General features: G+C 54.8%; 36 protein-coding genes. 1 reads left to right on the plus strand and 35 read right to left on the minus strand.

Features of this window, described 5'->3' with window-relative positions:
• Window positions 1-119, plus strand: a 119-nt coding sequence (locus TU75_RS25360) for a transposase (protein ID WP_156422791.1), incomplete at its 5' end; no start/stop codon positions are given.
• Between the two features lie 23 nt (window positions 120-142).
• On the opposite strand, the gene bfr is transcribed toward TU75_RS25360, so the two are convergent.
• From bfr to rpoC, 35 genes are all read right to left on the minus strand, one after another.
• On the minus strand, window positions 143-607 hold the full coding sequence (gene bfr / locus TU75_RS25365) for a bacterioferritin (protein WP_003232437.1): 465 nt from the start codon (window positions 605-607) through the stop codon (window positions 143-145).
• A gap of 155 nt (window positions 608-762) precedes the next feature.
• On the minus strand, window positions 763-2,211 hold the full coding sequence (locus TU75_RS25370; protein WP_060550494.1) for a catalase: 1,449 nt from the start codon (window positions 2,209-2,211) through the stop codon (window positions 763-765).
• A gap of 237 nt (window positions 2,212-2,448) precedes the next feature.
• Entirely contained in the window at window positions 2,449-2,835 is a 387-nt protein-coding gene (gene rplQ, locus TU75_RS25375) for a 50S ribosomal protein L17 (protein WP_003176402.1), read from the minus strand.
• Window positions 2,836-2,876: 41 nt separating this feature from the next.
• Window positions 2,877-3,878: a DNA-directed RNA polymerase subunit alpha gene (locus tag TU75_RS25380; RefSeq protein WP_003176403.1), complete on the minus strand. Its 1,002-nt coding sequence runs from the start codon at window positions 3,876-3,878 to the stop codon at window positions 2,877-2,879.
• 22 nt (window positions 3,879-3,900) lie between these two features.
• Window positions 3,901-4,521 carry a 30S ribosomal protein S4 gene (gene rpsD, locus TU75_RS25385; RefSeq protein ID WP_003210056.1) on the minus strand — a complete coding sequence of 207 codons (621 nt, stop codon included), beginning with the start codon at window positions 4,519-4,521 and terminating at the stop codon, window positions 3,901-3,903.
• An 18-nt stretch (window positions 4,522-4,539) separates the two neighbouring features.
• Window positions 4,540-4,929: a 30S ribosomal protein S11 gene (gene rpsK / locus TU75_RS25390; RefSeq protein WP_002555466.1), complete on the minus strand. Its 390-nt coding sequence runs from the start codon at window positions 4,927-4,929 to the stop codon at window positions 4,540-4,542.
• Window positions 4,930-4,959: 30 nt separating this feature from the next.
• Window positions 4,960-5,316, minus strand: a complete 357-nt coding sequence (gene rpsM, locus TU75_RS25395; RefSeq protein WP_003210063.1) for a 30S ribosomal protein S13 — start codon at window positions 5,314-5,316, stop codon at window positions 4,960-4,962.
• Between the two features lie 129 nt (window positions 5,317-5,445).
• Window positions 5,446-5,562: a 50S ribosomal protein L36 gene (gene rpmJ, locus TU75_RS27180; protein WP_002555468.1), complete on the minus strand. Its 117-nt coding sequence runs from the start codon at window positions 5,560-5,562 to the stop codon at window positions 5,446-5,448.
• 28 nt (window positions 5,563-5,590) lie between these two features.
• Window positions 5,591-6,919, minus strand: coding sequence for a preprotein translocase subunit SecY (secY, locus tag TU75_RS25400; RefSeq protein WP_003194637.1), 1,329 nt, complete (start codon window positions 6,917-6,919; stop codon window positions 5,591-5,593).
• Window positions 6,920-7,357, minus strand: coding sequence for a 50S ribosomal protein L15 (gene rplO / locus TU75_RS25405; RefSeq protein WP_003176407.1), 438 nt, complete (start codon window positions 7,355-7,357; stop codon window positions 6,920-6,922).
• Window positions 7,358-7,360: 3 nt separating this feature from the next.
• Window positions 7,361-7,537 (minus strand): 50S ribosomal protein L30, encoded by a 177-nt coding sequence (rpmD, locus tag TU75_RS25410; RefSeq protein WP_003176408.1) that lies wholly within the window; start codon window positions 7,535-7,537, stop codon window positions 7,361-7,363.
• A 2-nt stretch (window positions 7,538-7,539) separates the two neighbouring features.
• Complete coding sequence (gene rpsE, locus TU75_RS25415) at window positions 7,540-8,040, minus strand: 30S ribosomal protein S5 (RefSeq protein WP_003176409.1); 501 nt, start codon at window positions 8,038-8,040, stop codon at window positions 7,540-7,542.
• A gap of 3 nt (window positions 8,041-8,043) precedes the next feature.
• Window positions 8,044-8,394, minus strand: a complete 351-nt coding sequence (rplR, locus tag TU75_RS25420; RefSeq protein WP_003176410.1) for a 50S ribosomal protein L18 — start codon at window positions 8,392-8,394, stop codon at window positions 8,044-8,046.
• Between the two features lie 10 nt (window positions 8,395-8,404).
• Complete coding sequence (gene rplF / locus TU75_RS25425; RefSeq protein ID WP_003176412.1) at window positions 8,405-8,938, minus strand: 50S ribosomal protein L6; 534 nt, start codon at window positions 8,936-8,938, stop codon at window positions 8,405-8,407.
• A gap of 12 nt (window positions 8,939-8,950) precedes the next feature.
• The gene (gene rpsH / locus TU75_RS25430) at window positions 8,951-9,343 is read right to left on the minus strand and encodes a 30S ribosomal protein S8 (RefSeq protein ID WP_003176413.1); all 393 of its coding nucleotides are present in this window, start codon (window positions 9,341-9,343) and stop codon (window positions 8,951-8,953) included.
• A gap of 208 nt (window positions 9,344-9,551) precedes the next feature.
• Window positions 9,552-9,857, minus strand: coding sequence for a 30S ribosomal protein S14 (rpsN, locus tag TU75_RS25435; RefSeq protein WP_003176414.1), 306 nt, complete (start codon window positions 9,855-9,857; stop codon window positions 9,552-9,554).
• 13 nt (window positions 9,858-9,870) lie between these two features.
• On the minus strand, window positions 9,871-10,410 hold the full coding sequence (gene rplE, locus TU75_RS25440; protein ID WP_003176415.1) for a 50S ribosomal protein L5: 540 nt from the start codon (window positions 10,408-10,410) through the stop codon (window positions 9,871-9,873).
• Between the two features lie 20 nt (window positions 10,411-10,430).
• Window positions 10,431-10,745, minus strand: a complete 315-nt coding sequence (gene rplX, locus TU75_RS25445; protein ID WP_003176416.1) for a 50S ribosomal protein L24 — start codon at window positions 10,743-10,745, stop codon at window positions 10,431-10,433.
• Window positions 10,746-10,756: 11 nt separating this feature from the next.
• Window positions 10,757-11,125, minus strand: coding sequence for a 50S ribosomal protein L14 (gene rplN / locus TU75_RS25450; protein ID WP_002555479.1), 369 nt, complete (start codon window positions 11,123-11,125; stop codon window positions 10,757-10,759).
• Between the two features lie 23 nt (window positions 11,126-11,148).
• Entirely contained in the window at window positions 11,149-11,415 is a 267-nt protein-coding gene (gene rpsQ / locus TU75_RS25455; RefSeq protein ID WP_003176419.1) for a 30S ribosomal protein S17, read from the minus strand.
• Between the two features lie 2 nt (window positions 11,416-11,417).
• Complete coding sequence (gene rpmC, locus TU75_RS25460; RefSeq protein WP_002555481.1) at window positions 11,418-11,609, minus strand: 50S ribosomal protein L29; 192 nt, start codon at window positions 11,607-11,609, stop codon at window positions 11,418-11,420.
• The gene (gene rplP, locus TU75_RS25465) at window positions 11,609-12,022 is read right to left on the minus strand and encodes a 50S ribosomal protein L16 (RefSeq protein WP_003232424.1); all 414 of its coding nucleotides are present in this window, start codon (window positions 12,020-12,022) and stop codon (window positions 11,609-11,611) included. The genes rpmC and rplP overlap by 1 nt, the downstream gene beginning before the upstream one ends.
• A 12-nt stretch (window positions 12,023-12,034) precedes the next feature.
• A complete protein-coding gene (rpsC, locus tag TU75_RS25470; protein WP_003176422.1) occupies window positions 12,035-12,721 on the minus strand; it encodes a 30S ribosomal protein S3 in 687 nt (228 codons plus the stop codon).
• A 13-nt stretch (window positions 12,722-12,734) separates the two neighbouring features.
• A complete protein-coding gene (gene rplV / locus TU75_RS25475) occupies window positions 12,735-13,067 on the minus strand; it encodes a 50S ribosomal protein L22 (protein ID WP_003103908.1) in 333 nt (110 codons plus the stop codon).
• An 11-nt stretch (window positions 13,068-13,078) separates the two neighbouring features.
• Window positions 13,079-13,354: a 30S ribosomal protein S19 gene (rpsS, locus tag TU75_RS25480; protein ID WP_003232420.1), complete on the minus strand. Its 276-nt coding sequence runs from the start codon at window positions 13,352-13,354 to the stop codon at window positions 13,079-13,081.
• A 16-nt stretch (window positions 13,355-13,370) separates the two neighbouring features.
• Window positions 13,371-14,195, minus strand: a complete 825-nt coding sequence (rplB, locus tag TU75_RS25485) for a 50S ribosomal protein L2 (protein WP_003232417.1) — start codon at window positions 14,193-14,195, stop codon at window positions 13,371-13,373.
• Window positions 14,196-14,209: 14 nt separating this feature from the next.
• Window positions 14,210-14,509 carry a 50S ribosomal protein L23 gene (gene rplW / locus TU75_RS25490; protein WP_002555488.1) on the minus strand — a complete coding sequence of 100 codons (300 nt, stop codon included), beginning with the start codon at window positions 14,507-14,509 and terminating at the stop codon, window positions 14,210-14,212.
• A complete protein-coding gene (gene rplD / locus TU75_RS25495; protein ID WP_003176424.1) occupies window positions 14,506-15,108 on the minus strand; it encodes a 50S ribosomal protein L4 in 603 nt (200 codons plus the stop codon). The genes rplW and rplD overlap by 4 nt, the downstream gene beginning before the upstream one ends.
• Window positions 15,109-15,120: 12 nt before the next feature.
• Window positions 15,121-15,756: a 50S ribosomal protein L3 gene (gene rplC, locus TU75_RS25500; protein WP_003194649.1), complete on the minus strand. Its 636-nt coding sequence runs from the start codon at window positions 15,754-15,756 to the stop codon at window positions 15,121-15,123.
• A gap of 81 nt (window positions 15,757-15,837) precedes the next feature.
• Window positions 15,838-16,149: a 30S ribosomal protein S10 gene (gene rpsJ / locus TU75_RS25505; RefSeq protein ID WP_003232414.1), complete on the minus strand. Its 312-nt coding sequence runs from the start codon at window positions 16,147-16,149 to the stop codon at window positions 15,838-15,840.
• 159 nt (window positions 16,150-16,308) lie between these two features.
• Window positions 16,309-17,502, minus strand: coding sequence for an elongation factor Tu (tuf, locus tag TU75_RS25510; RefSeq protein ID WP_003232413.1), 1,194 nt, complete (start codon window positions 17,500-17,502; stop codon window positions 16,309-16,311).
• A gap of 30 nt (window positions 17,503-17,532) precedes the next feature.
• Window positions 17,533-19,638, minus strand: a complete 2,106-nt coding sequence (gene fusA / locus TU75_RS25515) for an elongation factor G (protein WP_003232412.1) — start codon at window positions 19,636-19,638, stop codon at window positions 17,533-17,535.
• Between the two features lie 30 nt (window positions 19,639-19,668).
• A complete protein-coding gene (rpsG, locus tag TU75_RS25520) occupies window positions 19,669-20,139 on the minus strand; it encodes a 30S ribosomal protein S7 (RefSeq protein WP_002555493.1) in 471 nt (156 codons plus the stop codon).
• Window positions 20,140-20,257: 118 nt separating this feature from the next.
• Window positions 20,258-20,629, minus strand: coding sequence for a 30S ribosomal protein S12 (gene rpsL, locus TU75_RS25525; RefSeq protein ID WP_002555494.1), 372 nt, complete (start codon window positions 20,627-20,629; stop codon window positions 20,258-20,260).
• Between the two features lie 216 nt (window positions 20,630-20,845).
• Window positions 20,846-25,045: a DNA-directed RNA polymerase subunit beta' gene (gene rpoC, locus TU75_RS25530; protein WP_003232410.1), complete on the minus strand. Its 4,200-nt coding sequence runs from the start codon at window positions 25,043-25,045 to the stop codon at window positions 20,846-20,848.
• Window positions 25,046-25,096: the final 51 nt, after the last annotated feature.

Genomic DNA, 25,096 nt, shown 5'->3' on the forward strand with positions numbered 1-25,096 from the left:
CGGGTCAGTTGGAAGGAATAAACAATCGAATAAAGGTCATCAAGCGGATGGCGTACGGTTACCGGGATAGCGAATTCTTTTTCATGAAGATCAAGAACGTCTTTCCCGGTAATCCGTGAAGAACCTTTTTATTGGCTGAACATCAGAATTGCGATTGCAGGTAGTTTTCCAGACCAATCAGTTTGATCAGGCCCAACTGCTTTTCGAGCCAGTAGGTGTGATCTTCTTCGGTGTCATTCAACTGCACACGCAGGATTTCCCGGGTGACGTAGTCGCTGTGCTGCTCGCACAGTTCGATGCCCTTGCAGAGCGCGGCACGCACCTTGTATTCAAGGCGCAAGTCGGCGGCGAGCATGTCAGGCACCGTGGTGCCCACATCCAGGTCGTCGGGACGCATGCGTGGCGTGCCTTCAAGCATCAGGATGCGGCGCATCAGCGCATCAGCGTGCTGTGCCTCTTCTTCCATTTCGTGATTGATACGCTCGTAGAGCTCGGTAAAGCCCCAGTCTTCGTACATGCGCGAGTGGATGAAATATTGGTCACGAGCTGCCAGTTCGCCCGTCAGCAACGTGTTGAGGTAATCGATTACGTCGGGGTGACCTTGCATCGCCCTACATCTCCCTGCTTGAAAGTCTGTAGTTTGAACCATGCTGACCTTTTGGTCACGGGACCAACGGCAGAAAAGTGAAGATTTCCTGAGAAAAGTGGCTGAAATAACGCAAAAACCGCCCAAATGAGGGCGGTTCTGCTTATCGTTTAGAGTCAGTTAAGCGATACACCCAGCGCGGTTGCGATTGCTTCTCCATAAGCAGGATCTGCCTTGTAGAAATGCTGCAACTGGCGCTGAACCACATCACTGGAAACCCCGGTCATTGCACCGGCGATATTGCTGATAAGCAGTGCTTTTTGGGCATCGTCCATCAGGCGGAACAATGCACCGGCGTGGCTGTAGTAATCGGTGTCTTCGCGGTGATCATGGCGATCAGCCGTCCCGTTCAGGGCCAAAGCGGGCTCAGCGTAGTTCGGCGCTTGCTTGGGCGCATCAGCGTAGCTGTTGGGCTCGTAGTTCGGTGTCGCACCGCCGTTGCTGCCAAAAGCCATGGAGCCATCACGCTGGTAGCTGTTTACCTGGTTACGTGGAGCATTAACCGGCAACTGCTGGTGATTGGTACCGACACGGTAGCGGTGAGCATCTGCATACGCGAAGACGCGACCTTGCAGCATACGGTCCGGCGAGAGGCCCACACCTGGCACCATGTTGCTTGGACCAAAGGCGGCCTGTTCCACTTCAGCGAAGTAGTTCTGGGGGTTGCGGTTGAGTTCCAGCTCGCCAACTTCAATCAGCGGGAATTCCTGTTGCGACCAGGTTTTGGTCACGTCGAACGGGTTCTCGTAGTGAGCATTGGCCTGGGCCTCTGTCATGATCTGGATGCAAACGCGCCATTTGGGGAAATCACCGCGCTCAATCGCGCCAAACAGATCGCGCTGAGCGTAGTCAGGGTCGGTGCCCGCCAAACGAGCAGCTTCAGCTGGCGCCAGGTTCTTGATGCCCTGTTTGGTTTTGTAATGCCACTTGACCCAGTGACGCTCGCCCCGGGCGTTGATCAGGCTGTAGGTGTGGCTGCCGAAGCCGTGCATGTGACGGTAGCCGTCCGGGATGCCACGGTCAGAAAACAGGATGGTGACCTGATGCAGCGCCTCGGGGGAGTGCGACCAAAAATCCCACATCATCTGCGCGCTTTTCAGGTTGCTCTGCGGCAGACGTTTTTGAGTGTGGATGAAATCCGGGAATTTCAGAGGATCGCGGATGAAAAACACGGGGGTGTTGTTGCCAACAATGTCCCAGTTGCCTTCCTCAGTGTAGAACTTCAACGCAAAACCGCGCGGATCGCGCTCGGTATCCGCCGAACCACGCTCGCCGCCTACGGTAGAGAATCGCAGGAACGTAGGTGTTTGCTTACCGACAGATTCGAACAGCTTGGCGCTGGTGTATTGAGTGATGTCGCGGGTGACGGTAAACGTGCCGTATGCACCCGAACCCTTGGCATGGACACGACGCTCGGGGATATTCTCGCGGTTGAAGTGAGCGAGCTTCTCGATCAGGTGAAAATCGTCGAGCAGCAACGGGCCACGTGGGCCTGCCGAGCGGGAATTCTGGTTATCTGCGACAGGCGCGCCGCTGGCGGTAGTAAGGATTTTGTTCTGGCTCATGCTCAGTCTTCCTCAGGTCAGTCATGGAACTGCCGGCTAATCGGCTTGGAGCGAGTATCGGCCATCGAGATGACACCATCAAATTTATTAAATTATGGGCTTCGATAGAGAATAACTAACTAACACAGGACAAATGAATATTGCTTGTAAGCGAGGCAGCATGAGCAGCTTAGACAGATTATTTATGCCCACAAAAAACCGGGCACTAGGCCCGGTTTTTTGATACAGCTTGTCGTCTTACTCGGCGCTTACAGCTTCGCCGGCAGTAGCACGATCAACCAACTCGACGTACGCCATAGGCGCGTTGTCGCCAGCGCGGAAGCCGCACTTGAGGATGCGCAGGTAGCCACCCTCACGGGTAGCGTAACGCTTGCCCAGGTCGTTGAAGAGCTTACCAACGATAGCTTTCGAACGAGTACGGTCGAAAGCCAAGCGGCGGTTAGCCAGGCTGTCTGTCTTGGCCAAAGTGATCAGCGGCTCAGCAACGCGACGCAGTTCTTTAGCTTTCGGCAGTGTAGTTTTGATCAGCTCGTGCTCGAACAGCGACACCGCCATGTTTTGAAACATGGCCTTGCGGTGCGAGCTGGTACGGCTCAGGTGACGACCACTTTTACGATGACGCATGGTTCATTCCTTACCAAACTCACGTTCGGTGATTACGACGATCAGGCAGTCGCCTTGTCGTCCTTCTTAAGACTTGCAGGCGGCCAGTTGTCGAGGCGCATGCCGAGGGACAGACCGCGGGAGGCCAGAACGTCCTTGATTTCAGTCAAGGATTTCTTGCCCAGGTTCGGAGTCTTCAACAGTTCTACTTCGGTACGCTGAATCAGGTCGCCGATGTAGTAAATGTTTTCCGCCTTAAGGCAGTTAGCCGAACGTACAGTCAGTTCCAGATCGTCAACCGGGCGAAGCAGGATCGGATCGATCTCGTCTTCCTGCTCGATTACCACTGGTTCGCTGTCACCTTTGAGGTCGACGAACGCAGCCAACTGCTGTTGCAGAATGGTTGCAGCGCGGCGGATAGCCTCTTCAGGATCCAGAGTACCGTTGGTTTCCAGATCAATAACCAGCTTGTCCAGGTTAGTACGCTGCTCGACACGGGCGTTTTCCACCACGTATGCGATACGGCGAACCGGGCTGAACGAAGAGTCAAGCTGCAAGCGACCAATGCTGCGGCTTTCGTCTTCATCGCTCTGACGCGAGTCGGCCGGTTCATAACCACGACCACGAGCTACAGTGAGCTTCATGTTCAGGGCGCCGTTAGACGCCAGGTTAGCGATTACGTGATCGGGGTTAACGATCTCGACATCATGATCCAGCTGAATATCGGCAGCGGTAACCACCCCCGAACCCTTCTTCGACAAGGTCAGCGTAACTTCGTCACGGCCGTGCAGCTTGATAGCCAGACCTTTAAGGTTCAACAGGATTTCAATTACGTCTTCCTGTACACCTTCGATGGCGCTGTACTCGTGGAGCACACCGTCAATCTCGGCCTCGACTACTGCACAGCCGGGCATTGAGGACAACAGGATGCGGCGCAGCGCGTTGCCCAGGGTGTGGCCAAAACCACGCTCGAGAGGCTCGAGAGTGATCTTGGCGCGGGTTGGACTGACAACCTGCACATCAATGTGGCGGGGTGTCAGGAACTCATTTACCGAAATCTGCATGGATGCACCTATTTTCTAGCCCTTACTTGGAGTAGAGCTCGACAATCAGGCTTTCGTTGATGTCGGCGGACAGATCACTGCGAGCAGGAACGTTCTTGAAAACGCCCGACTTCTTCTCAGTGTCTACTTCTACCCATTCTACGCGGCCACGTTGGGCACACAGATCGAGAGCTTGGACAATGCGAAGTTGGTTTTTTGCTTTCTCGCGAATCGCGACAACGTCACCAGCACGAACCTGGTAAGACGGTACGTTAACGGTTTGGCCGTTTACGCTGACGGATTTGTGCGATACCAGCTGACGGGATTCGGCACGAGTCGAACCAAAGCCCATACGGTATACAACGTTGTCCAGACGGCATTCGAGCAGTTGCAGCAGGTTTTCACCGGTTGCACCTTTCTTGCCAGCAGCTTCTTTGTAGTAGCCGCTGAACTGACGCTCGAGAACGCCGTAGATACGACGGACCTTCTGCTTTTCACGCAGTTGGGTGCCGTAATCGGACTGGCGACCGCGGCGTTGGCCGTGGATACCAGGTGCTGCTTCAATGTTGCACTTCGATTCGATCGCGCGCACGCCGCTCTTCAGAAAGAGATCGGTGCCTTCACGACGAGCGAGTTTGCATTTTGGACCAATGTAACGAGCCATTCTTTACAATCTCCTGGATTACACGCGGCGCTTCTTCGGCGGACGGCACCCGTTGTGCGGGATTGGCGTCACGTCGGTGATGCTGGCGATCTTATAGCCACAGCCGTTCAAAGCACGGACAGCAGACTCACGACCTGGACCTGGACCTTTGACGTTAACGTCGAGGTTTTTCAGGCCGTATTCCAGCGCAGCTTGACCAGCACGTTCAGCAGCTACTTGAGCAGCAAACGGAGTGGACTTGCGGGAACCGCGGAAACCCGAACCACCGGAGGTAGCCCAAGAAAGCGCGTTACCTTGACGGTCGGTGATGGTCACGATGGTATTGTTAAAAGATGCATGGATGTGGGCGATGCCATCAACCACTGTCTTTTTAACTTTTTTACGAGGACGAGCAGCAGGTTTTGCCATGATAATTTTCCTGTCGATTCGCGTGGGCGATTACTTGCGGATCGGCTTACGCGGACCTTTACGGGTACGCGCGTTAGTCTTGGTACGCTGACCGCGCACTGGAAGACCACGACGATGACGCAGACCACGGTAGCAACCGAGGTCCATCAAACGCTTGATTTTCATGTTGATTTCGCGACGCAGGTCACCTTCAGTGGTGAACTTCGCCACTTCGCCACGCAACAGCTCAATCTGCTCGTCGCTCAGATCCTTGATCTTTGCGGCTGGGTTTACCCCAGTATCTGCGCAAATTTTCTGCGCAGTAGTGCGACCAACACCATAGATGTAGGTCAGCGAGATAACAGTGTGCTTGTTATCTGGAATGTTAACGCCTGCAATACGGGCCATTCAGTGGGACTCCAATTGACAGCTACCTACGCCCCGGAAGCCAAGAAATAGGGCGCGAGATAATATCGCTGTAATAACAAATAATCAACCCGGCAGCGCACTAGCTGCCGGGCTTCAAGCGGATCACACTCAGCCTTGGCGCTGTTTGTGACGCGGTTCCGCGCTGCAAATTACTCGAACAACACCTTCGCGGCGAATAATCTTGCAGTTACGGCACAGCTTTTTCACCGATGCACGAACTTTCATCACCAACTCCTCGAACCTTATGGGGTACTCAGCGCAACATGCCGCTGCCGTAGCCCTTCAGGTTGGCTTTCTTCATCAGGGATTCGTACTGGTGCGAAACGAGGTGCGATTGTACTTGGGACATGAAGTCCATCACAACCACGACCACGATCAGCAACGAGGTCCCGCCAAGGTAGAACGGAACGTTTGCTGCAACCACCAGGAACTGGGGCAACAGGCACACGGCCGTCATATATAGAGCACCGAACAGGGTCAAGCGAGTCAAAACGCCATCAATGTAGCGTGCAGACTGCTCACCTGGACGGATGCCCGGAATAAAGGCACCGGACTTCTTCAGGTTTTCCGCTACGTCTTTCGGATTGAACATCAACGCCGTATAGAAGAAGCAGAAGAAAATAATCCCTGCACTAAACAGCAGAATATTCAACGGCTGACCAGGAGCGATCGACTGAGAGAGGTCCTGCAGCCAGCCCATATTTTCAGACTGACCAAACCAGGTACCCAACGAAGCCGGAAACAGCAAAATGCTGCTCGCGAAGATTGCCGGAATAACACCGGCCATATTCACTTTCAGCGGCAAGTGGCTGGTCTGCGCAGCAAAGACCTTACGGCCCTGCTGACGCTTGGCGTAGTGAACAGCGATACGACGCTGGCCACGCTCAATGAACACCACAAAACCGATAATCGCTACTGCCAGCAAACCGATGGCAACCAGGGCGAAGATATTGATATCACCCTGACGTGCAGACTCGAAAGACTGCCCGATTGCTCTCGGAAGACCGGCAACGATACCTGCGAAAATCAACATCGAGATACCGTTACCAACACCACGCTCAGTAATCTGCTCACCCAGCCACATCATGAACATCGCACCAGCCACAAATGTGGATACCGCGACGAAATGGAAGCCAAAGTCACCAGTGAACGCAACGCCCTGCCCCGCCAGGCCAACGGACATGCCGATAGCTTGAACGAGGGCGAGGACGACAGTGCCGTAGCGGGTGTACTGGCTAATCTTGCGACGACCAGCTTCACCTTCCTTCTTCAACTGCTCCAGCTGCGGGCTCACGGCGGTCATCAGCTGCATGATGATCGATGCCGAAATATACGGCATGATCCCCAGTGCAAAGATGCTCATCCGCTCCAGCGCGCCGCCGGAAAACATGTTGAACAAGCTAAGAATGGTCCCCTCATTCTGTCGAAACAGGTCTGCGAGTCGGTCCGGGTTGATACCTGGAACCGGGATGTGTGCGCCTATTCGGTAGACGATAATCGCCAGGAACAGAAAACGCAGACGAGCCCAAAGTTCAGACATACCGCCTTTGCCGAGCGCTGAGAGAGCACCTTGCTTAGCCATTTATTCCTCGAACTTGCCGCCAGCTGCTTCGATAGCCGAACGCGCACCTTTGGTGGCGCCGATTCCCTTGCCGATAGTGACAGCGCGAGTCACTTCACCGGACAGCATGATTTTCACACGCTGGACGTTGACGTTGATCACGTTGGCATCTTTCAGGGTCTGCACAGTAACGATGTCGCCTTCCACTTTAGCCAGCTCGGACAAACGCACTTCTGCGCGATCCATGGCTTTCAGAGAAACGAAACCGAACTTGGGCAGGCGACGATGCAGCGGCTGTTGACCGCCTTCAAAGCCTGGAGCAATGGTGCCACCGGAGCGGGAGGTTTGACCTTTGTGGCCACGGCCACCAGTCTTACCCAAACCGCTACCGATACCACGGCCCGGACGATGCTTTTCGCGACGGGAACCCGGCGCTGGACTCAGATCATTGAGTTTCATCGATTAACCCTCTACACGCAGCATGTAGTAAGCCTTGTTGATCATCCCGCGATTCTCGGGAGTATCCTGGACTTCTACAGTGTGACCGATGCGACGCAGACCCAAACCTTTAACACACAGTTTGTGGTTAGGAATGCGGCCGGTCATGCTTTTGATCAGCGTTACTTTAACGGTAGCCATGATCAGAAGATCTCCTTGACAGTCAAGCCACGCTTGGCGGCAATGGACTCAGGAGATTGCATGGCTTTCAGACCCTTGAAAGTGGCGTGAACCACGTTTACAGGGTTAGTCGAGCCGTAGCACTTGGCCAGAACGTTCTGAACGCCAGCAACTTCGAGGACAGCACGCATAGCGCCGCCAGCGATGATACCGGTACCTTCAGAGGCAGGCTGCATGTACACCTTTGAAGCGCCATGGGCGGACTTCATTGCGTACTGCAGCGTGGTGCCGTTCAGATCAACTTGGATCATGTTGCGACGAGCAGCTTCCATTGCCTTCTGGATCGCAGCAGGCACTTCACGTGACTTGCCACGGCCGAAGCCAACACGCCCTTTACCATCACCCACCACGGTCAACGCGGTGAAAGTGAAGATACGGCCGCCTTTAACGGTTTTGGCTACGCGGTTAACTTGAACCAGCTTCTCAATGTAGCCTTCGTCGCGCTTTTGGTCGTTATTTGACATAACTTAGAACTCCAGCCCAGCTTCACGAGCAGCATCAGCCAGCGCTTTAACGCGGCCGTGGTACTTGAAGCCAGAGCGGTCGAAAGCCACTTGCGAGACGCCAGCGGCCTTAGCACGCGTAGCGACCAGCTGGCCAACCTTTGTGGCCGCGTCGATGTTGCCGGTGGCACCATCACGCAGTTCTTTATCCAAAGTCGAGGCGCTTGCCAGGACCTGGTTGCCGTCGGCCGAGATGACCTGGGCGTAGATGTGCTGCGACGAGCGATACACGCAGAGACGCACGACTTCGAGTTCGTGCATTTTCAGGCGTGCTTTGCGAGCGCGACGCAGTCGAGTAACTTTTTTGTCGGTCATTTGCTATGCCCTACTTCTTCTTGGCTTCTTTACGACGGACGACTTCGTCCGCGTAGCGCACACCTTTGCCTTTGTACGGCTCTGGTGGACGGAAGTCGCGGATCTCAGCGGCCACCTGACCTACCAGCTGCTTATCGATGCCCTTGATCAGGATATCGGTTTGGCTAGGGGTCTCAGCGGTGATGCCTTCCGGCAGTTCGTAATCCACTGGGTGCGAGAAGCCAAGGGCCAGGTTCAAAACCGTGCCTTTTGCTTGCGCTTTGTAACCAACACCGACCAGCTGGAGCTTACGCTCGAAGCCTTGGCTTACGCCTTGGACCATGTTATTTACCAACGCACGCGTGGTACCGGCCATTGCGCGAGTTTGTTGATCGCCATTGCGAGCGGCGAAACGCAGCTCACCAGCTTCTTCAACGATCTCAACGGACGAATGGATATTCAGTTCAAGAGTGCCCTTGGCACCCTTCACCGAAAGCTGTTGGCCTGCGAATTTGACTTCGACACCGGCTGGCAGCTTAACGGGGTTCTTAGCGACGCGAGACATGCTTATCCCCCCTTAGAACACAGTGCAAAGAACTTCGCCGCCGACACCGGCAGCGCGCGCAGCACGATCCGTCATCACACCTTTGTTGGTGGAGACGATAGACACGCCCAGACCGCCACGAACTTTCGGCAGATCTTCAGCGGACTTGTACTGACGCAGGCCTGGACGGCTAACGCGCTTCACTTCTTCGATGACCGAACGGCCTTCGAAGTACTTCAGCTCGATGGACAGCAGTGGCTTGATTTCGCTGCTGATCTGATAACCCGCAATGTAGCCTTCGTCTTTCAGGACTTTGGCAACAGCTACCTTCAACTTGGAAGACGGCATGCTTACGACGGACTTTTCAGCCATCTGGGCATTACGGATACGAGTTAGCATGTCCGCTAACGGGTCCTGCATACTCATGGGCTAGACGCTCCTAATACAAAAAAATTAGCCTTGCGGCTACATATGTCGCCGAGAATCTCCGGCCATAAAAAACACGGGCTCAGGCGAGCCGCGTATTTTAGACACACTCCGGAAATGAAACAAGCCCCAAAAGGGGCTTGTTCCAGATTCAAGGTCACCGGCGGTCAGTATCTTGCGATAAAGGCCGCCCGGACGCTGAACGTACTTACCAGCTGGCTTTAACCAGACCTGGTACGTCACCACGCATTGCCGCTTCACGCAGTTTGTTACGGCCGAGGCCGAACTTGCGGTAAACGCCGTGTGGACGACCAGTCAGGCGGCAGCGGTTACGCATGCGCGAAGCGCTTGCGTCACGTGGCTGCTTCTGCAGAGCAACTGTCGCTTCCCAACGTGCTTCTGGACTTGCGTTCAGATCAACGATGATTGCTTTCAGTGCTGCACGCTTCTTGGCGTACTTGGCAACCGTGAGCTGACGCTTCAGCTCGCGGTTTTTCATGCTCATCTTGGCCATGGTCCTACTCCAATCAGTTGCGGAACGGGAATTTGAAAGCACGCAACAGGGCGCGACCTTCATCATCGTTCTTGGCAGTGGTGGTCAGGGTGATGTCCAGACCGCGGAGAGCATCGATCTTGTCGTAGTCGATTTCCGGGAAGATGATCTGCTCTTTCACGCCCATGCTGTAGTTACCACGACCATCGAAGGACTTGGCATTCAGGCCGCGGAAGTCGCGAACCCGAGGCAGGGAGATCGACAGCAGACGATCCAGGAATTCATACATACGCTCACGGCGCAGAGTCACTTTGACACCGATCGGCCAACCTTCACGGACTTTAAAGCCAGCGATGGATTTCCGAGCGTAAGTCACAACGACCTTTTGACCGGTGATCTTTTCCAGGTCAGCAACAGCGTGCTCGATGACTTTTTTGTCACCGACCGCTTCGCCCAGACCCATGTTCAGGGTGATTTTGGTAACGCGTGGAACTTCCATCACGTTCGAAAGCTTAAGTTCTTCCTTAAGTTTCGGTGCGATTTCTTTCCAGTAAATCTCTTTTAGTCGTGCCATGGTCTTCTACCTAGCAGTGTTCAAGCATCAACCGCTTTTTGGGTCGACTTGAAGACACGAATTTTCTTGCCGTCTTCTACTTTGAAACCAACGCGATCAGCCTTGTTGGTTTCGCCGTTGAAAATGGCGACGTTAGAAGCGTCCAGTGGAGCTTCTTTTTCGACGATACCGCCTTGCACGCCCGACATCGGGTTTGGCTTGGTATGACGCTTGACCAGGTTCAGACCACCGATAACCAGACGGTTATTAGCGAGAACCTTGAGCACCTTACCGCGCTTACCTTTGTCTTTGCCGGCGATCACGATGATCTCGTCGTCACGACGAATCTTTTGCATGTCGGATCTCCTTACAGCACTTCTGGGGCGAGCGAGACGATCTTCATGAACTTCTCAGTACGAAGTTCACGGGTCACTGGCCCAAAGATACGGGTGCCGATCGGCTCTTGCTTGTTGTTCAGAAGAACAGCAGCGTTGCCATCAAAGCGGATAATGGAGCCATCAGCACGACGTACGCCGTGACGAGTGCGGACTACAACAGCAGTCATCACTTGGCCTTTTTTCACTTTACCGCGAGGAATTGCTTCCTTGACGGTAACTTTGATGATGTCACCGATACCAGCGTAACGACGATGGGAGCCACCCAGCACCTTGATGCACATAACGCGGCGAGCGCCGCTGTTATCGGCCACATCGAGCATGGATTGAGTCTGAATCATATAATTTCTCCGACCCCTAGTCCTTAGACTTCCACAGCGCGTTCGAGAACATCAACCAGCGCCCAAGACTTGGTCTTGGCCAGCGGACGAGTTTCACGAATAGTGACTTTGTCGCCGATGTGGCACTGATTGGTTTCGTCGTGCGCGTGCAGCTTAGTCGAACGCTTAACATATTTACCGTAGATCGGGTGCTTAACGCGACGCTCGATCAAAACGGTGATGGTTTTGTCCATCTTGTCGCTGACAACACGGCCAGTCAGCGTACGGACAGTCTTTTCGGCTTCAGCCATGATCACTTACCTGCCTGCTGGTTGAGCACAGTCTTCACGCGAGCGATGTCACGCTTAACTTGCGAGAGCAGATGAGACTGCCCCAACTGGCCAGTTGCTTTCTGCATACGCAGATTGAACTGGTCGCGCAGCAGGCCGAGCAGTTGCTCGTTCAGCTGCTGTGCGGATTTTTCACGAAGTTCATTCGCTTTCATCACATCACCGTCCGTTTAACAAAGGCGGTGGCGAGCGGCAGCTTTGCAGCAGCCAGGGCAAAAGCCTCACGCGCCAGCTCTTCAGTTACACCCTCGATTTCATACAGGACTTTGCCTGGCTGAATCTGGGCTACCCAGTATTCCACGTTACCCTTACCTTTACCCATCCGAACCTCGAGAGGTTTTTTGGAGATCGGCTTGTCCGGGAATACACGGATCCAGATCTTGCCGCCACGCTTAACGTGACGGGTCAGAGCACGACGCGCTGACTCGATCTGACGAGCGGTGAGACGACCACGAGCTACAGACTTCAGCGCGAACTCGCCGAAGCTGACTTTGCTACCGCGCTGAGCCAGACCACGGTTGTGGCCTGTCATCTGCTTGCGGAACTTCGTACGCTTTGGTTGCAACATTTGGCGTACCCCTTACTTAGCAGCTTTTTTACGAGGCGCTGGTGCTTGTGGTTTCAGTTCTTCTTGGCGACCACCAATTACTTCGCCTTTGAAGATCCAAACCTTTACACCGATCACACCGTAAGTGGTGTGAGCTTCGTAGTTGGCATAGTCGATGTCGGCACGCAGGGTGTGCAATGGCACACGACCTTCGCGATACCATTCAGTACGTGCGATTTCAGCACCGCCGAGACGACCGCTCACTTGGATTTTGATGCCTTTGGCACCAATGCGCATGGCGTTCTGTACAGCGCGCTTCATAGCGCGACGGAACATTACGCGACGCTCCAGCTGCTGAGCTACGCTCTGCGCAACCAGCATACCGTCGAGCTCCGGCTTGCGGATCTCTTCGATATTGATGTGCACAGGCACACCCATTTGCTTGGTCAGGTCCTGACGCAGTTTCTCAACATCTTCACCTTTCTTCCCGATAACGATACCTGGACGAGCGGTGTGGATGGTGATACGTGCGGTTTGCGCCGGGCGATGGATATCGATACGGCTTACGGACGCGCTTTTTAGTTTGTCTTGGAGATACTCACGCACCTTCAGATCAGCGAACAAATAGTCCGCATAAGTCCGGCCGTCTGCATACCAGACGGAGGTGTGTTCCTTGACGATTCCCAGGCGAATGCCAATGGGATGTACTTTCTGACCCATCTCTTCGACTCCGTTACTTGTCAGCAACCTTGACAGTGATATGGCAAGACCGCTTGACGATGCGATCAGCACGGCCTTTGGCACGTGGCATGATGCGCTTCAGCGAACGCCCTTCGTTGACGAAAACGGTGCTGACCTTCAGGTCATCAACGTCTGCGCCTTCGTTATGCTCGGCGTTGGCTACGGCCGACTCCAGCACTTTCTTCATGATCTCGGCGGCTTTCTTACTGCTGAAAGCCAACAGGTTGAGCGCTTCGCCCACCTTCTTCCCGCGGATCTGGTCGGCGACCAAGCGGGCTTTCTGGGCAGAGATTCGAGCGCCCGACAACTTAGCGGCTACTTCCATTTCCTAACCCCTTAACGCTTGGCTTTCTTGTCTGCCACGTGCCCACGATAAGTGCGGGTACCGGCAAACTCGCCTAGTTTGTGGCCGACCATGTCTTCGTTCACGAGAACTGGGACGTGCAAGCGACCGTTGTGTACAGCGATGGTCAGACCGACCATTTGTGGCAGGATCATCGAACGACGCGACCAGGTTTTCACCGGCTTGCGATCATTCTTTTCCGCCGCCACTTCGATCTTCTTCAGTAGGTGAAGATCAATAAAAGGACCTTTTTTCAGAGAACGTGGCACTGTCGTATCCCTCTATTTACTTGCGACGACGGACGATCATTTTGTCGGTACGCTTATTACCACGAGTCTTCGCGCCCTTAGTCGGGAAGCCCCATGGCGATACCGGATGACGACCACCAGAGGTACGACCTTCACCACCACCGTGTGGGTGGTCAACCGGGTTCATGGCAACACCACGAACGGTTGGGCGAACGCCACGCCAGCGTTTGGCACCGGCTTTACCCAACGAACGCAGGCTGTGCTCGGAGTTCGAGACTTCACCCAGGGTCGCACGGCATTCAGCCAATACTTTACGCATCTCACCAGAACGCAGACGCAGGGTCACGTAGACACCTTCACGAGCGATCAGCTGAGCCGAAGCACCAGCGGAACGAGCGATTTGCGCGCCTTTACCTGGCTTCAATTCGATGCCGTGTACGGTGCTACCAACTGGAATGTTACGCAGTTGCAGAGCGTTGCCCGGCTTGATCGGCGCCAAAGCACCTGCGATCAGCTGGTCGCCAGCACTCACGCCTTTGGGCGCGATGATGTAGCGACGCTCGCCATCTGCGTACAGCAGCAGAGCGATGTGAGCAGTACGGTTTGGATCGTATTCAATGCGCTCGACAGTGGCAGAGATGCCATCTTTGTCATTGCGACGGAAATCGACCATACGATAATGCTGCTTATGGCCACCACCGATGTGACGAGTGGTAATACGACCATTGTTGTTACGACCACCAGACTTCGATTTTTTCTCGAGCAGCGGTGCGTGAGGAGCGCCTTTATGCAGCTCCTGGTTGACCACCTTGACCACAAAACGGCGGCCAGGGGAAGTCGGTTTGCATTTAACGATTGCCATGATGCACCCCTTCCTTACTCAGCACTGCTGCTGAAATCGAGATCTTGGCCTGGCTGAAGGGAGATAACTGCCTTCTTCCAGTCATTACGCTTGCCCAGACCGCGAGCAGTGCGCTTGCTCTTACCCAGAACATTCAGGGTAGTAACACGCTCTACTTTCACGCTGAACAGGCTTTCGACGGCCTTCTTGATTTCCAGCTTGGTTGCGTCAGTTGCAACCTTGAAAACGAACTGGCCTTTCTTGTCAGCCAGAACCGTAGCCTTTTCGGAAACGTGCGGGCCAAGCAGAACTTTAAATACGCGTTCCTGGTTCATCCCAGCAGCTCCTCGAATTTCTTCACGGCCGACACGGTGATCAACACCTTGTCGTATGCGATCAGACTAACTGGATCGGAACCTTGCACGTCACGTACATCAACGTGTGGCAGGTTGCGAGCAGCCAGGTACAGGTTCTGATCAACAGCTTCAGACACGATCAAAACGTCGGTCAGGCTCATGTTGTTCAGTTTGCCCAGCAGATCTTTGGTTTTTGGACTTTCAACAGCGAAGTCCTGAACCACGACCAGACGATCAGTACGCACGAGTTCAGCAAGGATGGAGCGCAGAGCTGCGCGGTACATCTTCTTGTTGAGCTTCTGAGAGTGATCCTGTGGGCGCGCTGCGAAAGTGGTACCGCCGCCACGCCAGATTGGGCTACGGATAGTACCGGCACGAGCACGGCCAGTGCCTTTCTGACGCCAAGGGCGCTTACCGCCACCACGTACGTCGGAACGGGTCTTTTGCTGCTTGCTACCTTGACGGCCGCCGGCCATGTAGGCCACGACTGCTTGGTGAACGAGCGTCTCGTTGAATTCGCCGCCAAATGTCAGTTCGGAAACTTCGATCGCTTGAGCGTCATTTACATTTAATTGCATGTCAGCTTCCCCTTAACCGCGAGCCTTGGCCGCTGGACGTACAACCAGGTTGCCGCCAGTAGCGCCAGGAACAGCACCCTTGACCAACAACAGATTGCGTTCAGCGTCGACGCGCACTACTTCGAGGGACTGCACGGTCACGCGCTCAGCGCCCATATGACCGGACATTTTTTTGCCCTTGAATACACGACCAGGAGTCTGGCACTGGCCAATAGAGCCCGGGACGCGGTGGGAAACGGAGTTACCGTGAGTGTTGTCTTGACCACGGAAATTCCAACGCTTGATCGTACCCTGGAAGCCTTTACCCTTGGACTGACCGGTTACATCAACCAGTTGACCAGCGGCGAAGATTTCAGCGTTGATCAGATCGCCAGCCTGGTAGTCGCCGTCTTCAAGACGGAACTCCATGACAGTACGACCAGCTGCAACGTTTGCTTTAGCGAAGTGACCTGCTTGAGCAGCAGTCACACGCGAAGCACGACGCTCGCCGACAGTGACTTGCACTGCACGATAGCCATCGGTTTCTTCAGTTTTGAACTGGGTGACGCGATTCGGCTCGATCTCAATGACCGTGACCGGAATGGAGACACCTTCTTCGGTGAAAATACGGGTCATACCGCATTTACGACCGACTACACCAATAGTCATGTTGTAAACCTCATGAGTGTACGGGGCTTTCACCCGCTATGGCCGCCCATTTCAGAGCGTTACACGACTAAGACCCAAGTCTTAGCCGAGGCTGATCTGTACTTCCACACCGGCTGCCAGATCTAGCTTCATAAGTGCATCAACGGTTTTATCCGTTGGCTGGACGATGTCCAGTACGCGCTTATGAGTACGGATCTCGTACTGGTCGCGCGCGTCTTTGTTGACGTGCGGGGAGACCAGAACGGTGAACCGCTCTTTACGAGTAGGCAGTGGGATAGGACCACGCACCTGAGCCCCAGTACGTTTCGCGGTTTCCACGATTTCCTGGGTGGATTGGTCGATCAGGCGATGGTCGAAAGCCTTCAACCTGATACGAATTTTCTGATTTTGCATTGGATTTCAGACTCCGGCTGCTTTTCCCAGCGAGCGCAATACGCCCGTTAAAAGGAGGCGCAATTCTATAGACGCTCCAGATAGGTGTCAACTCAATAAAAAAGGCCCCCGCTGAGCGGGGGCCTTCTCAAACATCCGAAGCTATCTCAGAAGAGATGCTTACTCGATGATTTTAGCTACAACACCAGCACCAACAGTACGGCCGCCTTCACGAATCGCGAAGCGCAGACCGTCTTCCATTGCGATGGTCTTGATCAGGGTAACTTCCATTTGGATGTTATCGCCTGGCATTACCATTTCAACGCCTTCTGGCAGCTGGCAGTTACCAGTCACGTCAGTAGTACGGAAGTAAAACTGTGGACGGTAGCCTTTGAAGAACGGAGTGTGGCGACCGCCTTCTTCCTTGCTCAGAACGTAAACTTCGGCGGTGAACTTGGTGTGCGGCTTGACCGAACCTGGCTTAACCAGAACCTGGCCACGCTCAACGTCGTCACGCTTGGTACCACGCAGCAGAACGCCGCAGTTCTCGCCAGCACGACCTTCGTCGAGCAGCTTGCGGAACATCTCAACACCAGTGCAGACGGTGTTGGTGGTGTCACGCAGACCAACGATTTCCAGTGCATCCTGAACGCGAACGATACCGCGCTCGATACGACCAGTCACAACAGTACCGCGACCGGAGATCGAGAATACGTCTTCGATTGGCATCAGGAATGGCTTGTCGGTCAGACGAACTGGTTCTGGGATGTAGCTGTCCAGAGTTTCTACCAGACGCTTAACAGCGGTGGTACCCATTTCGTTGTCGTCTTTGCCTTCCAGAGCCATACGAGCAGAACCGATGATGATCGGAGTGTCGTCGCCTGGGAAGTCGTAAGTGCTCAGCAGATCGCGCACTTCCATCTCAACCAGTTCCAGCAGCTCAGCGTCGTCTACCAGGTCAGCCTTGTTCAGGAAAACCACGATGTACGGAACGCCTACCTGACGGGACAGCAGGATGTGCTCACGAGTTTGCGGCATCGGACCATCAGCGGCCGAGCAAACCAGGATCGCGCCGTCCATCTGGGCAGCACCGGTGATCATGTTCTTCACGTAGTCAGCGTGACCTGGGCAGTCAACGTGAGCGTAGTGACGGATCGAAGAGTTGTACTCTACGTGCGCGGTGTTGATGGTGATACCACGAGCTTTTTCTTCTGGAGCGCTGTCGATTTTATCGAAATCAACGACTGCAGAACCGAAAACTTCCGAGCAGACGCGAGTCAGAGCTGCGGTCAGAGTGGTTTTACCGTGGTCAACGTGACCGATAGTGCCAACGTTGACGTGCGGTAGGGAACGATCAAATTTTTCTTTAGCCACGACAATTAACTCCTTGCCTAAAGGACTGAATCAGCCTTGTTTTTTGGATACAGTTTCAGCGATGTGCGCCGGAGCTGTGTTGTATTTTTTGAATTCCATAGAGTAGCTTGCGCGACCCTGGGACATGGAGCGAACGTCGGTCGCATAACCGAACATCTCACCCAACGGAACCTCGGCGCGAATCACTTTGCCGGAAACCGTGTCTTCCATACCCAAGATCATGCCGCGACGACGGTTAAGGTCGCCCATGACATCACCCATATAGTCTTCAGGTGTAACAACTTCTACCGCCATGATTGGCTCAAGCAACTCACCACCACCCTTCTGGGCCAGTTGCTTGGTTGCCATGGAAGCAGCCACCTTAAACGCCATCTCGTTGGAGTCGACGTCGTGGTAAGAACCGTCAAAAACGGTTGCTTTCAGGCCGATCAGCGGATAGCCGGCAACAACACCGTTCTTCATCTGCTCTTCGATACCCTTCTGGATAGCAGGGATGTATTCCTTCGGAACAACACCACCCACTACTTCGTTCACGAATTGCAGACCTTCCTGACCTTCGTCAGCAGGAGCAAAACGGATCCAGCAGTGACCGAACTGACCACGACCGCCGGACTGACGAACGAACTTGCCTTCGATTTCACAGTTCTTCGTGATGCGCTCACGATAGGAAACCTGAGGCTTACCGATGTTGGCTTCGACGTTGAACTCACGGCGCATCCGGTCAACCAGGATGTCCAGGTGAAGCTCGCCCATGCCGGAGATGATCGTTTGACCAGTCTCTTCATCAGTCTTTACGCGGAAAGATGGATCTTCCTGAGCAAGCTTGCCCAGAGCGATACCCATTTTTTCCTGGTCATCCTTGGTCTTGGGCTCTACGGCAACCGAAATAACCGGCTCCGGGAAGTCCATGCGAACGAGGATGATTGGCTTGTCAGCGTTGCACAAGGTTTCACCAGTAGTGACATCCTTCATGCCGATCAGGGCCGCGATGTCACCAGCGCGCACTTCCTTGATCTCTTCGCGAGCGTTTGCGTGCATTTGCACCATACGACCCACGCGCTCTTTCTTGCCTTTAACCGAGTTGATCACGCCGTCGCCGGAGTTCAACACGCCCGAGTAAACACGGACGAAGGTCAAGGTGCCCACGAATGGGTCAGTGGCAATTTTAAATGCCAGAGCAGAGAACGGTTCTGCGTCGTCTGCATGACGCTCCAGCTCGATAGTCTCGTCATCCGGGTCAGTACCCTTGATGGCTGGAATATCAACCGGGGCCGGCAGGTAGTCGATCACAGCATCGAGAACCAGGGGAACGCCCTTGTTCTTGAACGAGGAACCACAAACAGCCAGGACGATTTCGCCAGCGATAGTACGCTGACGCAGAGCGGCCTTGATTTCCACGTTGGTGAGTTCTTCACCCTCGAGGTACTTGTTCATCAGCTCTTCATTGGCTTCGGCAGCAGCCTCAACCATGTTGTTGCGCCACTCGTCAGCCAGTTCCTGCATATCAGCAGGGATAGGCTTGCGAACAGGAACCATACCCTTGTCAGCATCGTTCCAGTAAACAGCTTCCATGGTCAGCAGATCGATCTGGCCCTGGAAGTTGTCTTCGGAACCGATAGCCAACTGGATTGGCACCGGAGTATGACCCAGACGCTGCTTGATCTGACCGATCACGCGCAGGAAGTTGGCACCAGCACGGTCCATCTTGTTTACATAAACAAGACGTGGAACGCCGTATTTGTTGGCTTGACGCCATACGGTTTCCGATTGCGGCTCAACACCCGAGGTACCGCAGAACACAACGACAGCGCCGTCGAGTACGCGCAGGGAACGTTCAACTTCAATGGTGAAGTCTACGTGGCCCGGGGTATCGATTACGTTGAAGCGATGCTCGTCTTTGTACTGCTTCTCGGAACCTTTCCAGAAGGCGGTAATAGCAGCAGAAGTAATGGTAATACCACGCTCCTGCTCCTGAACCATCCAGTCTGTGGTCGCGGCGCCGTCATGCACCTCGCCCATTTTGTGACTTTTGCCGGTGTAAAACAGTACGCGCTCGGTGGTGGTGGTTTTACCAGCATCCACGTGAGCGACGATACCGATGTTACGGTAACGGCTAATCGGTGTAGTACGAGCCATAAAGCCCTCGCAAAATTAGTGAAGCTAAGATTAGAAGCGGTAGTGCGAGAAAGCTTTGTTGGCTTCAGCCATACGGTGCACGTCTTCACGCTTCTTAACAGCAGCACCTTTACCTTCAGCAGCGTCCAACAGCTCGCCGGCCAAACGCAGAGCCATAGACTTCTCGCCGCGCTTGCGGGCGAAGTCTACCAACCAGCGCATTGCCAGAGCGTTACGACGGGACGGACGAACTTCGACCGGAACCTGGTAAGTAGCACCGCCTACACGGCGCGACTTCACTTCGACCAGCGGAGCGATGGCGTCGAGAGCTTTCTCGAAGATTTCCAGGGGGTCGCTGTTCTTGCGTTCTTTAACCTTTTCCAGCGCGCCATAAACGATACGTTCGGCAACGGCTTTCTTGCCGCTTTCCATTACGTGGTTCATGAACTTGGCCAGAATTTGGCTTCCGTATTTTGGATCGTCAAGCACTTCGCGCTTGGCTGCTACGCGTCTTCTTGGCATGGATAAGCCCTCAAACGGTCTTCAGGTTCGTTCGGAATCAGTGCCCTTTCGGGGCGCCTCCGACCTTACTCTTATCGACTCAGAAAATAAGATGATTCAGTTTTACAAAAAGCCGCTACTACTTAGGCTTCTTGGTACCGTACTTCGAACGACCCTGGTTACGACCTTTAACGCCGGAAGTATCCAAGGAGCCGCGTACGGTGTGGTAACGAACACCTGGCAAGTCTTTTACACGACCGCCGCGGATCAGTACCACGCTGTGCTCTTGCAGGTTGTGGCCTTCACCGCCGATGTACGAGGAAACCTCGAAACCGTTAGTCAGGCGCACACGGCATACTTTACGCAGTGCCGAGTTAGGTTTTTTCGGCGTGGTGGTATACACACGGGTGCATACGCCACGACGTTGCGGGCAGTTCTGCAGCGCAGGCACGTCGGATTTCTCGACGATACGCTTACGCGGCTGACGTACCAGCTGGTTGATAGTTGCCATCTACTAGCTCCACTGTTGTCTTGCGACGCTATTGTCTTGCAAGAAAAGCAAAATGGCAGGAACGAATTCCCGCCAAATTTAGGGGTACAAGAGTCTAAAGAGGATCTTGCCCCCAGTCAAGGCAAGGCCCCGACCTCCCCGCTCGTCGAACCGGGGCTCAAATGCCTCGATCCGACGAATGGGGCTGCCAGGGCCCAGTCTCATCTATCGCAGAACTCAGTTACCGCTTGAGTTCAGCGCTTCGGTCAGTGCAGCTTCCACTTCACTGGCGCTTACGCGCAGCGGCTTGTCAGCATCACGGCGGCGCTTGCGCTCGCTGTGGTAAGCCAAACCGGTACCGGCCGGGATCAAACGACCCACGACTACGTTTTCTTTCAGGCCGCGCAGGTAATCGCGCTTGCCGGTTACCGCTGCTTCGGTCAGTACGCGAGTGGTCTCCTGGAAGGAGGCCGCCGAGATGAACGACTCAGTGGACAACGACGCCTTGGTGATACCCAGCAGCACGCGAGTGAACTTGGAGACAAACTTGTCTTCCGCGCCCAAACGTTCGTTCTCTACCAGGACGTGAGTCAGTTCCATCTGGTCGCCCTTGATGAAACTGGAATCGCCGGATTCAGCGATTTCAACTTTACGCAGCATCTGACGCAGGATGGTCTCGATGTGCTTGTCGTTGATCTTCACGCCTTGCAGGCGGTAAACGTCCTGGATCTCGTTGACGATGTACTTGGCCAGCGCACTCACACCCAGCAGACGCAGGATATCGTGTGGATCGCTCGGGCCGTCGGAGATAACTTCGCCGCGGTTTACCTGTTCGCCTTCGAAGACGTTCAGGTGACGCCACTTCGGAATCAGCTCTTCGTACGGATCTGTACCGTCGTTCGGGGTAATGACCAGACGGCGCTTGCCCTTGGTCTCTTTACCGAACGCGATGGTGCCGCTGACTTCAGCCAGAATCGACGCTTCCTTCGGACGACGCGCTTCGAACAAGTCGGCAACACGCGGCAGACCACCGGTGATGTCACGGGTCTTCGAAGTTTCCTGCGGGATACGCGCGATAACATCACCGATCGCGATCTTCGCACCATCCGCCACACCGACCAGGGCGTTGGCTGGCAGGAAGTACTGAGCGATTACGTCAGTGCCTGGCAGCAGCAAGTCCTTGCCGTTGTCGTCGACCATCTTCACGGCAGGACGGATGTCTTTACCGGCAGCTGGACGATCTTTCGCGTCGAGTACTTCAATGTTGGTCATACCGGTCAATTCGTCGGTCTGACGCTTGATCGTGATGCCTTCTTCCATGCCCACGTAGGTCACGGTACCTTTCATTTCGGTAACGATTGGGTGAGTGTGCGGATCCCACTTGGCCACGATTGCGCCAGCGTCGACCTTGTCACCCTCTTTAACCGAAATCACAGCACCGTACGGCAGCTTGTAACGCTCACGCTCACGACCGTAGTCATCAGCGATGGCCAGCTCACCGGAACGGGACACAGCAACCAAATGGCCATCCACTCGCTCAACGTGCTTCAGGTTGTGCAGACGGACAGTACCGCCATTCTTCACCTGAACGCTGTCGGCTGCGGAGGTCCGGCTTGCCGCACCACCGATGTGGAACGTACGCATGGTCAGCTGGGTACCCGGCTCACCGATGGACTGGGCAGCGATAACGCCGACTGCTTCACCAATGTTCACCTGGTGACCACGAGCCAGGTCACGACCGTAGCACTTGGCGCAGATGCCGTAGCGGGTTTCGCAGCTGATCGGCGAGCGAACGATCACTTCGTCGATGCTGTTGAGTTCGATGAACTCGACCCACTTCTCGTCAACCAGGGTGCCGGCAGGAACGATAACGTCCTCGGTACCCGGCTTGAACACGTCACGGGCAATTACACGACCCAATACGCGCTCACCCAGCGGCTCTACAACGTCACCGCCTTCAATGTGCGGCGTCATCAGCAAGCCGTGCTCGGTGCCGCAGTCGATCTCGGTTACAACCAGATCTTGTGCAACGTCTACCAGACGACGAGTCAGGTAACCGGAGTTAGCGGTTTTCAACGCGGTATCCGCCAGACCTTTACGAGCACCGTGAGTAGAGATGAAGTACTGAAGTACGCTCAAACCTTCACGGAAGTTCGCTGTGATCGGCGTTTCGATGATGGAACCGTCCGGCTTGGCCATCAGGCCACGCATACCGGCGAGCTGACGGATCTGCGCAGCAGAACCCCGTGCGCCCGAGTCGGCCATCATGTACATGGAGTTGAAGGACTCTTGGTCAACTTCGTCGCCATGGCGGTCGATGACTTTCTCTTTCGAGAGGTTGGCCATCATTGCCTTGGACACTTCGTCGTTGGCCTTGGACCAAAGGTCGATCACCTTGTTGTACTTCTCGCCCTGGGTTACCAGGCCGGAGGCGTACTGGCTTTCGATCTCTTTCACTTCATCAGTGGCAGCATTGATGATGCGGGCTTTTTCATCCGGGATAACGAAGTCGTTAACACCGATGGAAACGCCGGAGATGGTCGAATAAGCAAAGCCGGTGTACATCAACTGGTCAGCGAAGATCACGGTCTCTTTCAAACCAACCACGCGGTAGCACTGGTTGATCAACTTGGAGATCGCCTTTTTCTTCATCGGCAGGTTGACGACGTCGTACGACAGACCTTTTGGCACAACCTGATACAACAGCGCACGGCCGACAGTCGTGTCGACGATACGCACATTGCTCACGCTGCCGCCGTCACGGTCGTTGACGGTTTCGTGGATCCGCACTTTGACCTTGGCGTGCAGTGCGGCTTCGCCGGCACGGAACACACGGTCAACTTCCTGCAGATCCGCGAATACACGACCTTCGCCCTTGGCGTTGATCGCTTCACGGGTCATGTAGTACAGACCCAATACAACGTCCTGCGACGGAACGATAATTGGCTCACCGTTGGCTGGCGACAGAATGTTGTTGGTCGACATCATCAACGCACGCGCTTCCAACTGGGCTTCCAGTGTCAGCGGTACGTGCACGGCCATTTGGTCGCCGTCGAAGTCGGCGTTGTACGCAGCACAGACCAAAGGGTGCAGCTGGATAGCCTTGCCTTCGATCAGGACCGGTTCAAACGCCTGAATGCCCAGACGGTGAAGGGTCGGTGCACGGTTGAGGAGGACCGGGTGTTCGCGAATCACTTCAGCGAGAACGTCCCAAACCTCTGGCAGCTCGCGCTCGACCATTTTCTTGGCCGCTTTGATGGTGGTCGCGAGACCGCGCATTTCCAGCTTGCCGAAGATGAACGGCTTGAACAGCTCGAGAGCCATCTTCTTAGGCAGACCGCACTGGTGCAGACGCAGGGTCGGGCCTACGGTAATTACCGAACGACCGGAGTAGTCAACACGCTTACCGAGCAAGTTCTGACGGAAACGACCTTGCTTACCCTTGATCATGTCAGCCAGGGATTTCAGAGGACGCTTGTTCGAACCGGTGATAGCGCGGCCACGACGACCGTTGTCGAGCAAGGCATCGACCGCTTCCTGCAACATACGCTTTTCGTTGCGCACGATGATGTCCGGAGCGGACAGATCAAGCAGGCGCTTCAAGCGGTTGTTACGGTTGATCACGCGGCGGTACAAGTCGTTGAGGTCGGACGTCGCGAAACGACCACCGTCCAACGGTACCAGCGGACGCAGGTCTGGCGGCAGAACCGGCAGAACGGTCAGCACCATCCACTCTGGCAGGTTGCCGGAACCCTGGAAGGCTTCCATCAACTTCAGACGCTTGGACAGCTTCTTGATCTTGGTTTCGGAGTTGGTTTGCGGAATTTCTTCACGCAGACGGCCAATCTCGTGTTCCAGGTCGATAGCGTGCAGCAGTTCGCGGACAGCTTCGGCACCCATGCGGGCATCGAAATCGTCGCCGAACTCTTCCAGCGCTTCGAAGTACTGCTCGTCGTTCAGCAGCTGACCTTTTTCAAGAGTGGTCATGCCTGGATCGATAACGACGTAGCTCTCGAAGTAGAGAACGCGTTCGATATCACGCAGGGTCATGTCCATCAGCAAGCCGATACGGGACGGCAGCGATTTCAGGAACCAGATGTGGGCAACCGGCGAAGCCAGCTCGATGTGGGCCATACGCTCACGACGAACCTTGGCCAGCGCGACTTCAACGCCGCACTTCTCGCAGATCACGCCACGGTGCTTCAAGCGCTTGTACTTACCGCACAGGCACTCGTAATCCTTTACCGGGCCAAAGATCTTGGCGCAGAACAGGCCGTCACGCTCAGGTTTGAACGTACGGTAGTTGATGGTTTCCGGCTTTTTAACTTCACCGAACGACCACGAACGGATCATCTCAGGCGATGCCAATCCAATACGGATGGCGTCGAACTCTTCGACTTGACCCTGGTTTTTCAGCAAATTCAGTAGGTCTTTCAAGGCCTTTCCTCCTGGCGGAGCAGAGAGCGGGCATCGCTGCCACACTCTCGA

Origin of the sequence: Pseudomonas poae (assembly GCF_001439785.1) — a bacterium.
GTDB classification, from domain to species: Bacteria; Pseudomonadota; Gammaproteobacteria; order Pseudomonadales; family Pseudomonadaceae; genus Aquipseudomonas; species Aquipseudomonas poae.

Coding starts and splice junctions, on each gene's coding strand:
- bfr (WP_003232437.1), bottom strand. CDS start 607: ATGCAAGGTCACCCCGACGTAATCGATTACCTCAACACGTTGCTGACG.
- TU75_RS25370 (WP_060550494.1), bottom strand. CDS start 2,211: ATGAGCCAGAACAAAATCCTTACTACCGCCAGCGGCGCGCCTGTCGCA.
- rplQ (WP_003176402.1), bottom strand. CDS start 2,835: ATGCGTCATCGTAAAAGTGGTCGTCACCTGAGCCGTACCAGCTCGCAC.
- TU75_RS25380 (WP_003176403.1), bottom strand. CDS start 3,878: ATGCAGATTTCGGTAAATGAGTTCCTGACACCCCGCCACATTGATGTG.
- rpsD (WP_003210056.1), bottom strand. CDS start 4,521: ATGGCTCGTTACATTGGTCCAAAATGCAAACTCGCTCGTCGTGAAGGC.
- rpsK (WP_002555466.1), bottom strand. CDS start 4,929: ATGGCAAAACCTGCTGCTCGTCCTCGTAAAAAAGTTAAAAAGACAGTG.
- rpsM (WP_003210063.1), bottom strand. CDS start 5,316: ATGGCCCGTATTGCAGGCGTTAACATTCCAGATAACAAGCACACTGTT.
- rpmJ (WP_002555468.1), bottom strand. CDS start 5,562: ATGAAAGTTCGTGCATCGGTGAAAAAGCTGTGCCGTAACTGCAAGATT.
- secY (WP_003194637.1), bottom strand. CDS start 6,919: ATGGCTAAGCAAGGTGCTCTCTCAGCGCTCGGCAAAGGCGGTATGTCT.
- rplO (WP_003176407.1), bottom strand. CDS start 7,357: ATGAAACTCAATGATCTGAGTCCAGCGCCGGGTTCCCGTCGCGAAAAG.
- rpmD (WP_003176408.1), bottom strand. CDS start 7,537: ATGGCTACCGTTAAAGTAACGCTGATCAAAAGCATGACCGGCCGCATT.
- rpsE (WP_003176409.1), bottom strand. CDS start 8,040: ATGTCAAATAACGACCAAAAGCGCGACGAAGGCTACATTGAGAAGCTG.
- rplR (WP_003176410.1), bottom strand. CDS start 8,394: ATGACCGACAAAAAAGTTACTCGACTGCGTCGCGCTCGCAAAGCACGC.
- rplF (WP_003176412.1), bottom strand. CDS start 8,938: ATGTCTCGCGTCGCTAAGAACCCCGTTAAGCTGCCAGCCGGTGTCGAA.
- rpsH (WP_003176413.1), bottom strand. CDS start 9,343: ATGAGTATGCAGGACCCGTTAGCGGACATGCTAACTCGTATCCGTAAT.
- rpsN (WP_003176414.1), bottom strand. CDS start 9,857: ATGGCCAAGATGAGCATGAAAAACCGCGAGCTGAAGCGTCAGCTCACG.
- rplE (WP_003176415.1), bottom strand. CDS start 10,410: ATGGCACGACTAAAAGAGATTTACTGGAAAGAAATCGCACCGAAACTT.
- rplX (WP_003176416.1), bottom strand. CDS start 10,745: ATGCAAAAGATTCGTCGTGACGACGAGATCATCGTGATCGCCGGCAAA.
- rplN (WP_002555479.1), bottom strand. CDS start 11,125: ATGATTCAGACTCAATCCATGCTCGATGTGGCCGATAACAGCGGCGCT.
- rpsQ (WP_003176419.1), bottom strand. CDS start 11,415: ATGGCTGAAGCCGAAAAGACTGTCCGTACGCTGACTGGCCGTGTTGTC.
- rpmC (WP_002555481.1), bottom strand. CDS start 11,609: ATGAAAGCGAATGAACTTCGTGAAAAATCCGCACAGCAGCTGAACGAG.
- rplP (WP_003232424.1), bottom strand. CDS start 12,022: ATGTTGCAACCAAAGCGTACGAAGTTCCGCAAGCAGATGACAGGCCAC.
- rpsC (WP_003176422.1), bottom strand. CDS start 12,721: ATGGGTCAGAAAGTACATCCCATTGGCATTCGCCTGGGAATCGTCAAG.
- rplV (WP_003103908.1), bottom strand. CDS start 13,067: ATGGAAGTAGCCGCTAAGTTGTCGGGCGCTCGAATCTCTGCCCAGAAA.
- rplB (WP_003232417.1), bottom strand. CDS start 14,195: ATGGCAATCGTTAAATGCAAACCGACTTCCCCTGGCCGCCGTTTTGTG.
- rplW (WP_002555488.1), bottom strand. CDS start 14,509: ATGAACCAGGAACGCGTATTTAAAGTTCTGCTTGGCCCGCACGTTTCC.
- rplD (WP_003176424.1), bottom strand. CDS start 15,108: ATGCAATTAAATGTAAATGACGCTCAAGCGATCGAAGTTTCCGAACTG.
- rplC (WP_003194649.1), bottom strand. CDS start 15,756: ATGACTATTGGTGTAGTCGGTCGTAAATGCGGTATGACCCGTATTTTC.
- rpsJ (WP_003232414.1), bottom strand. CDS start 16,149: ATGCAAAATCAGAAAATTCGTATCAGGTTGAAGGCTTTCGACCATCGC.
- fusA (WP_003232412.1), bottom strand. CDS start 19,638: ATGGCTCGTACTACACCGATTAGCCGTTACCGTAACATCGGTATCGTC.
- rpsG (WP_002555493.1), bottom strand. CDS start 20,139: ATGCCAAGAAGACGCGTAGCAGCCAAGCGCGAAGTGCTTGACGATCCA.
- rpsL (WP_002555494.1), bottom strand. CDS start 20,629: ATGGCAACTATCAACCAGCTGGTACGTCAGCCGCGTAAGCGTATCGTC.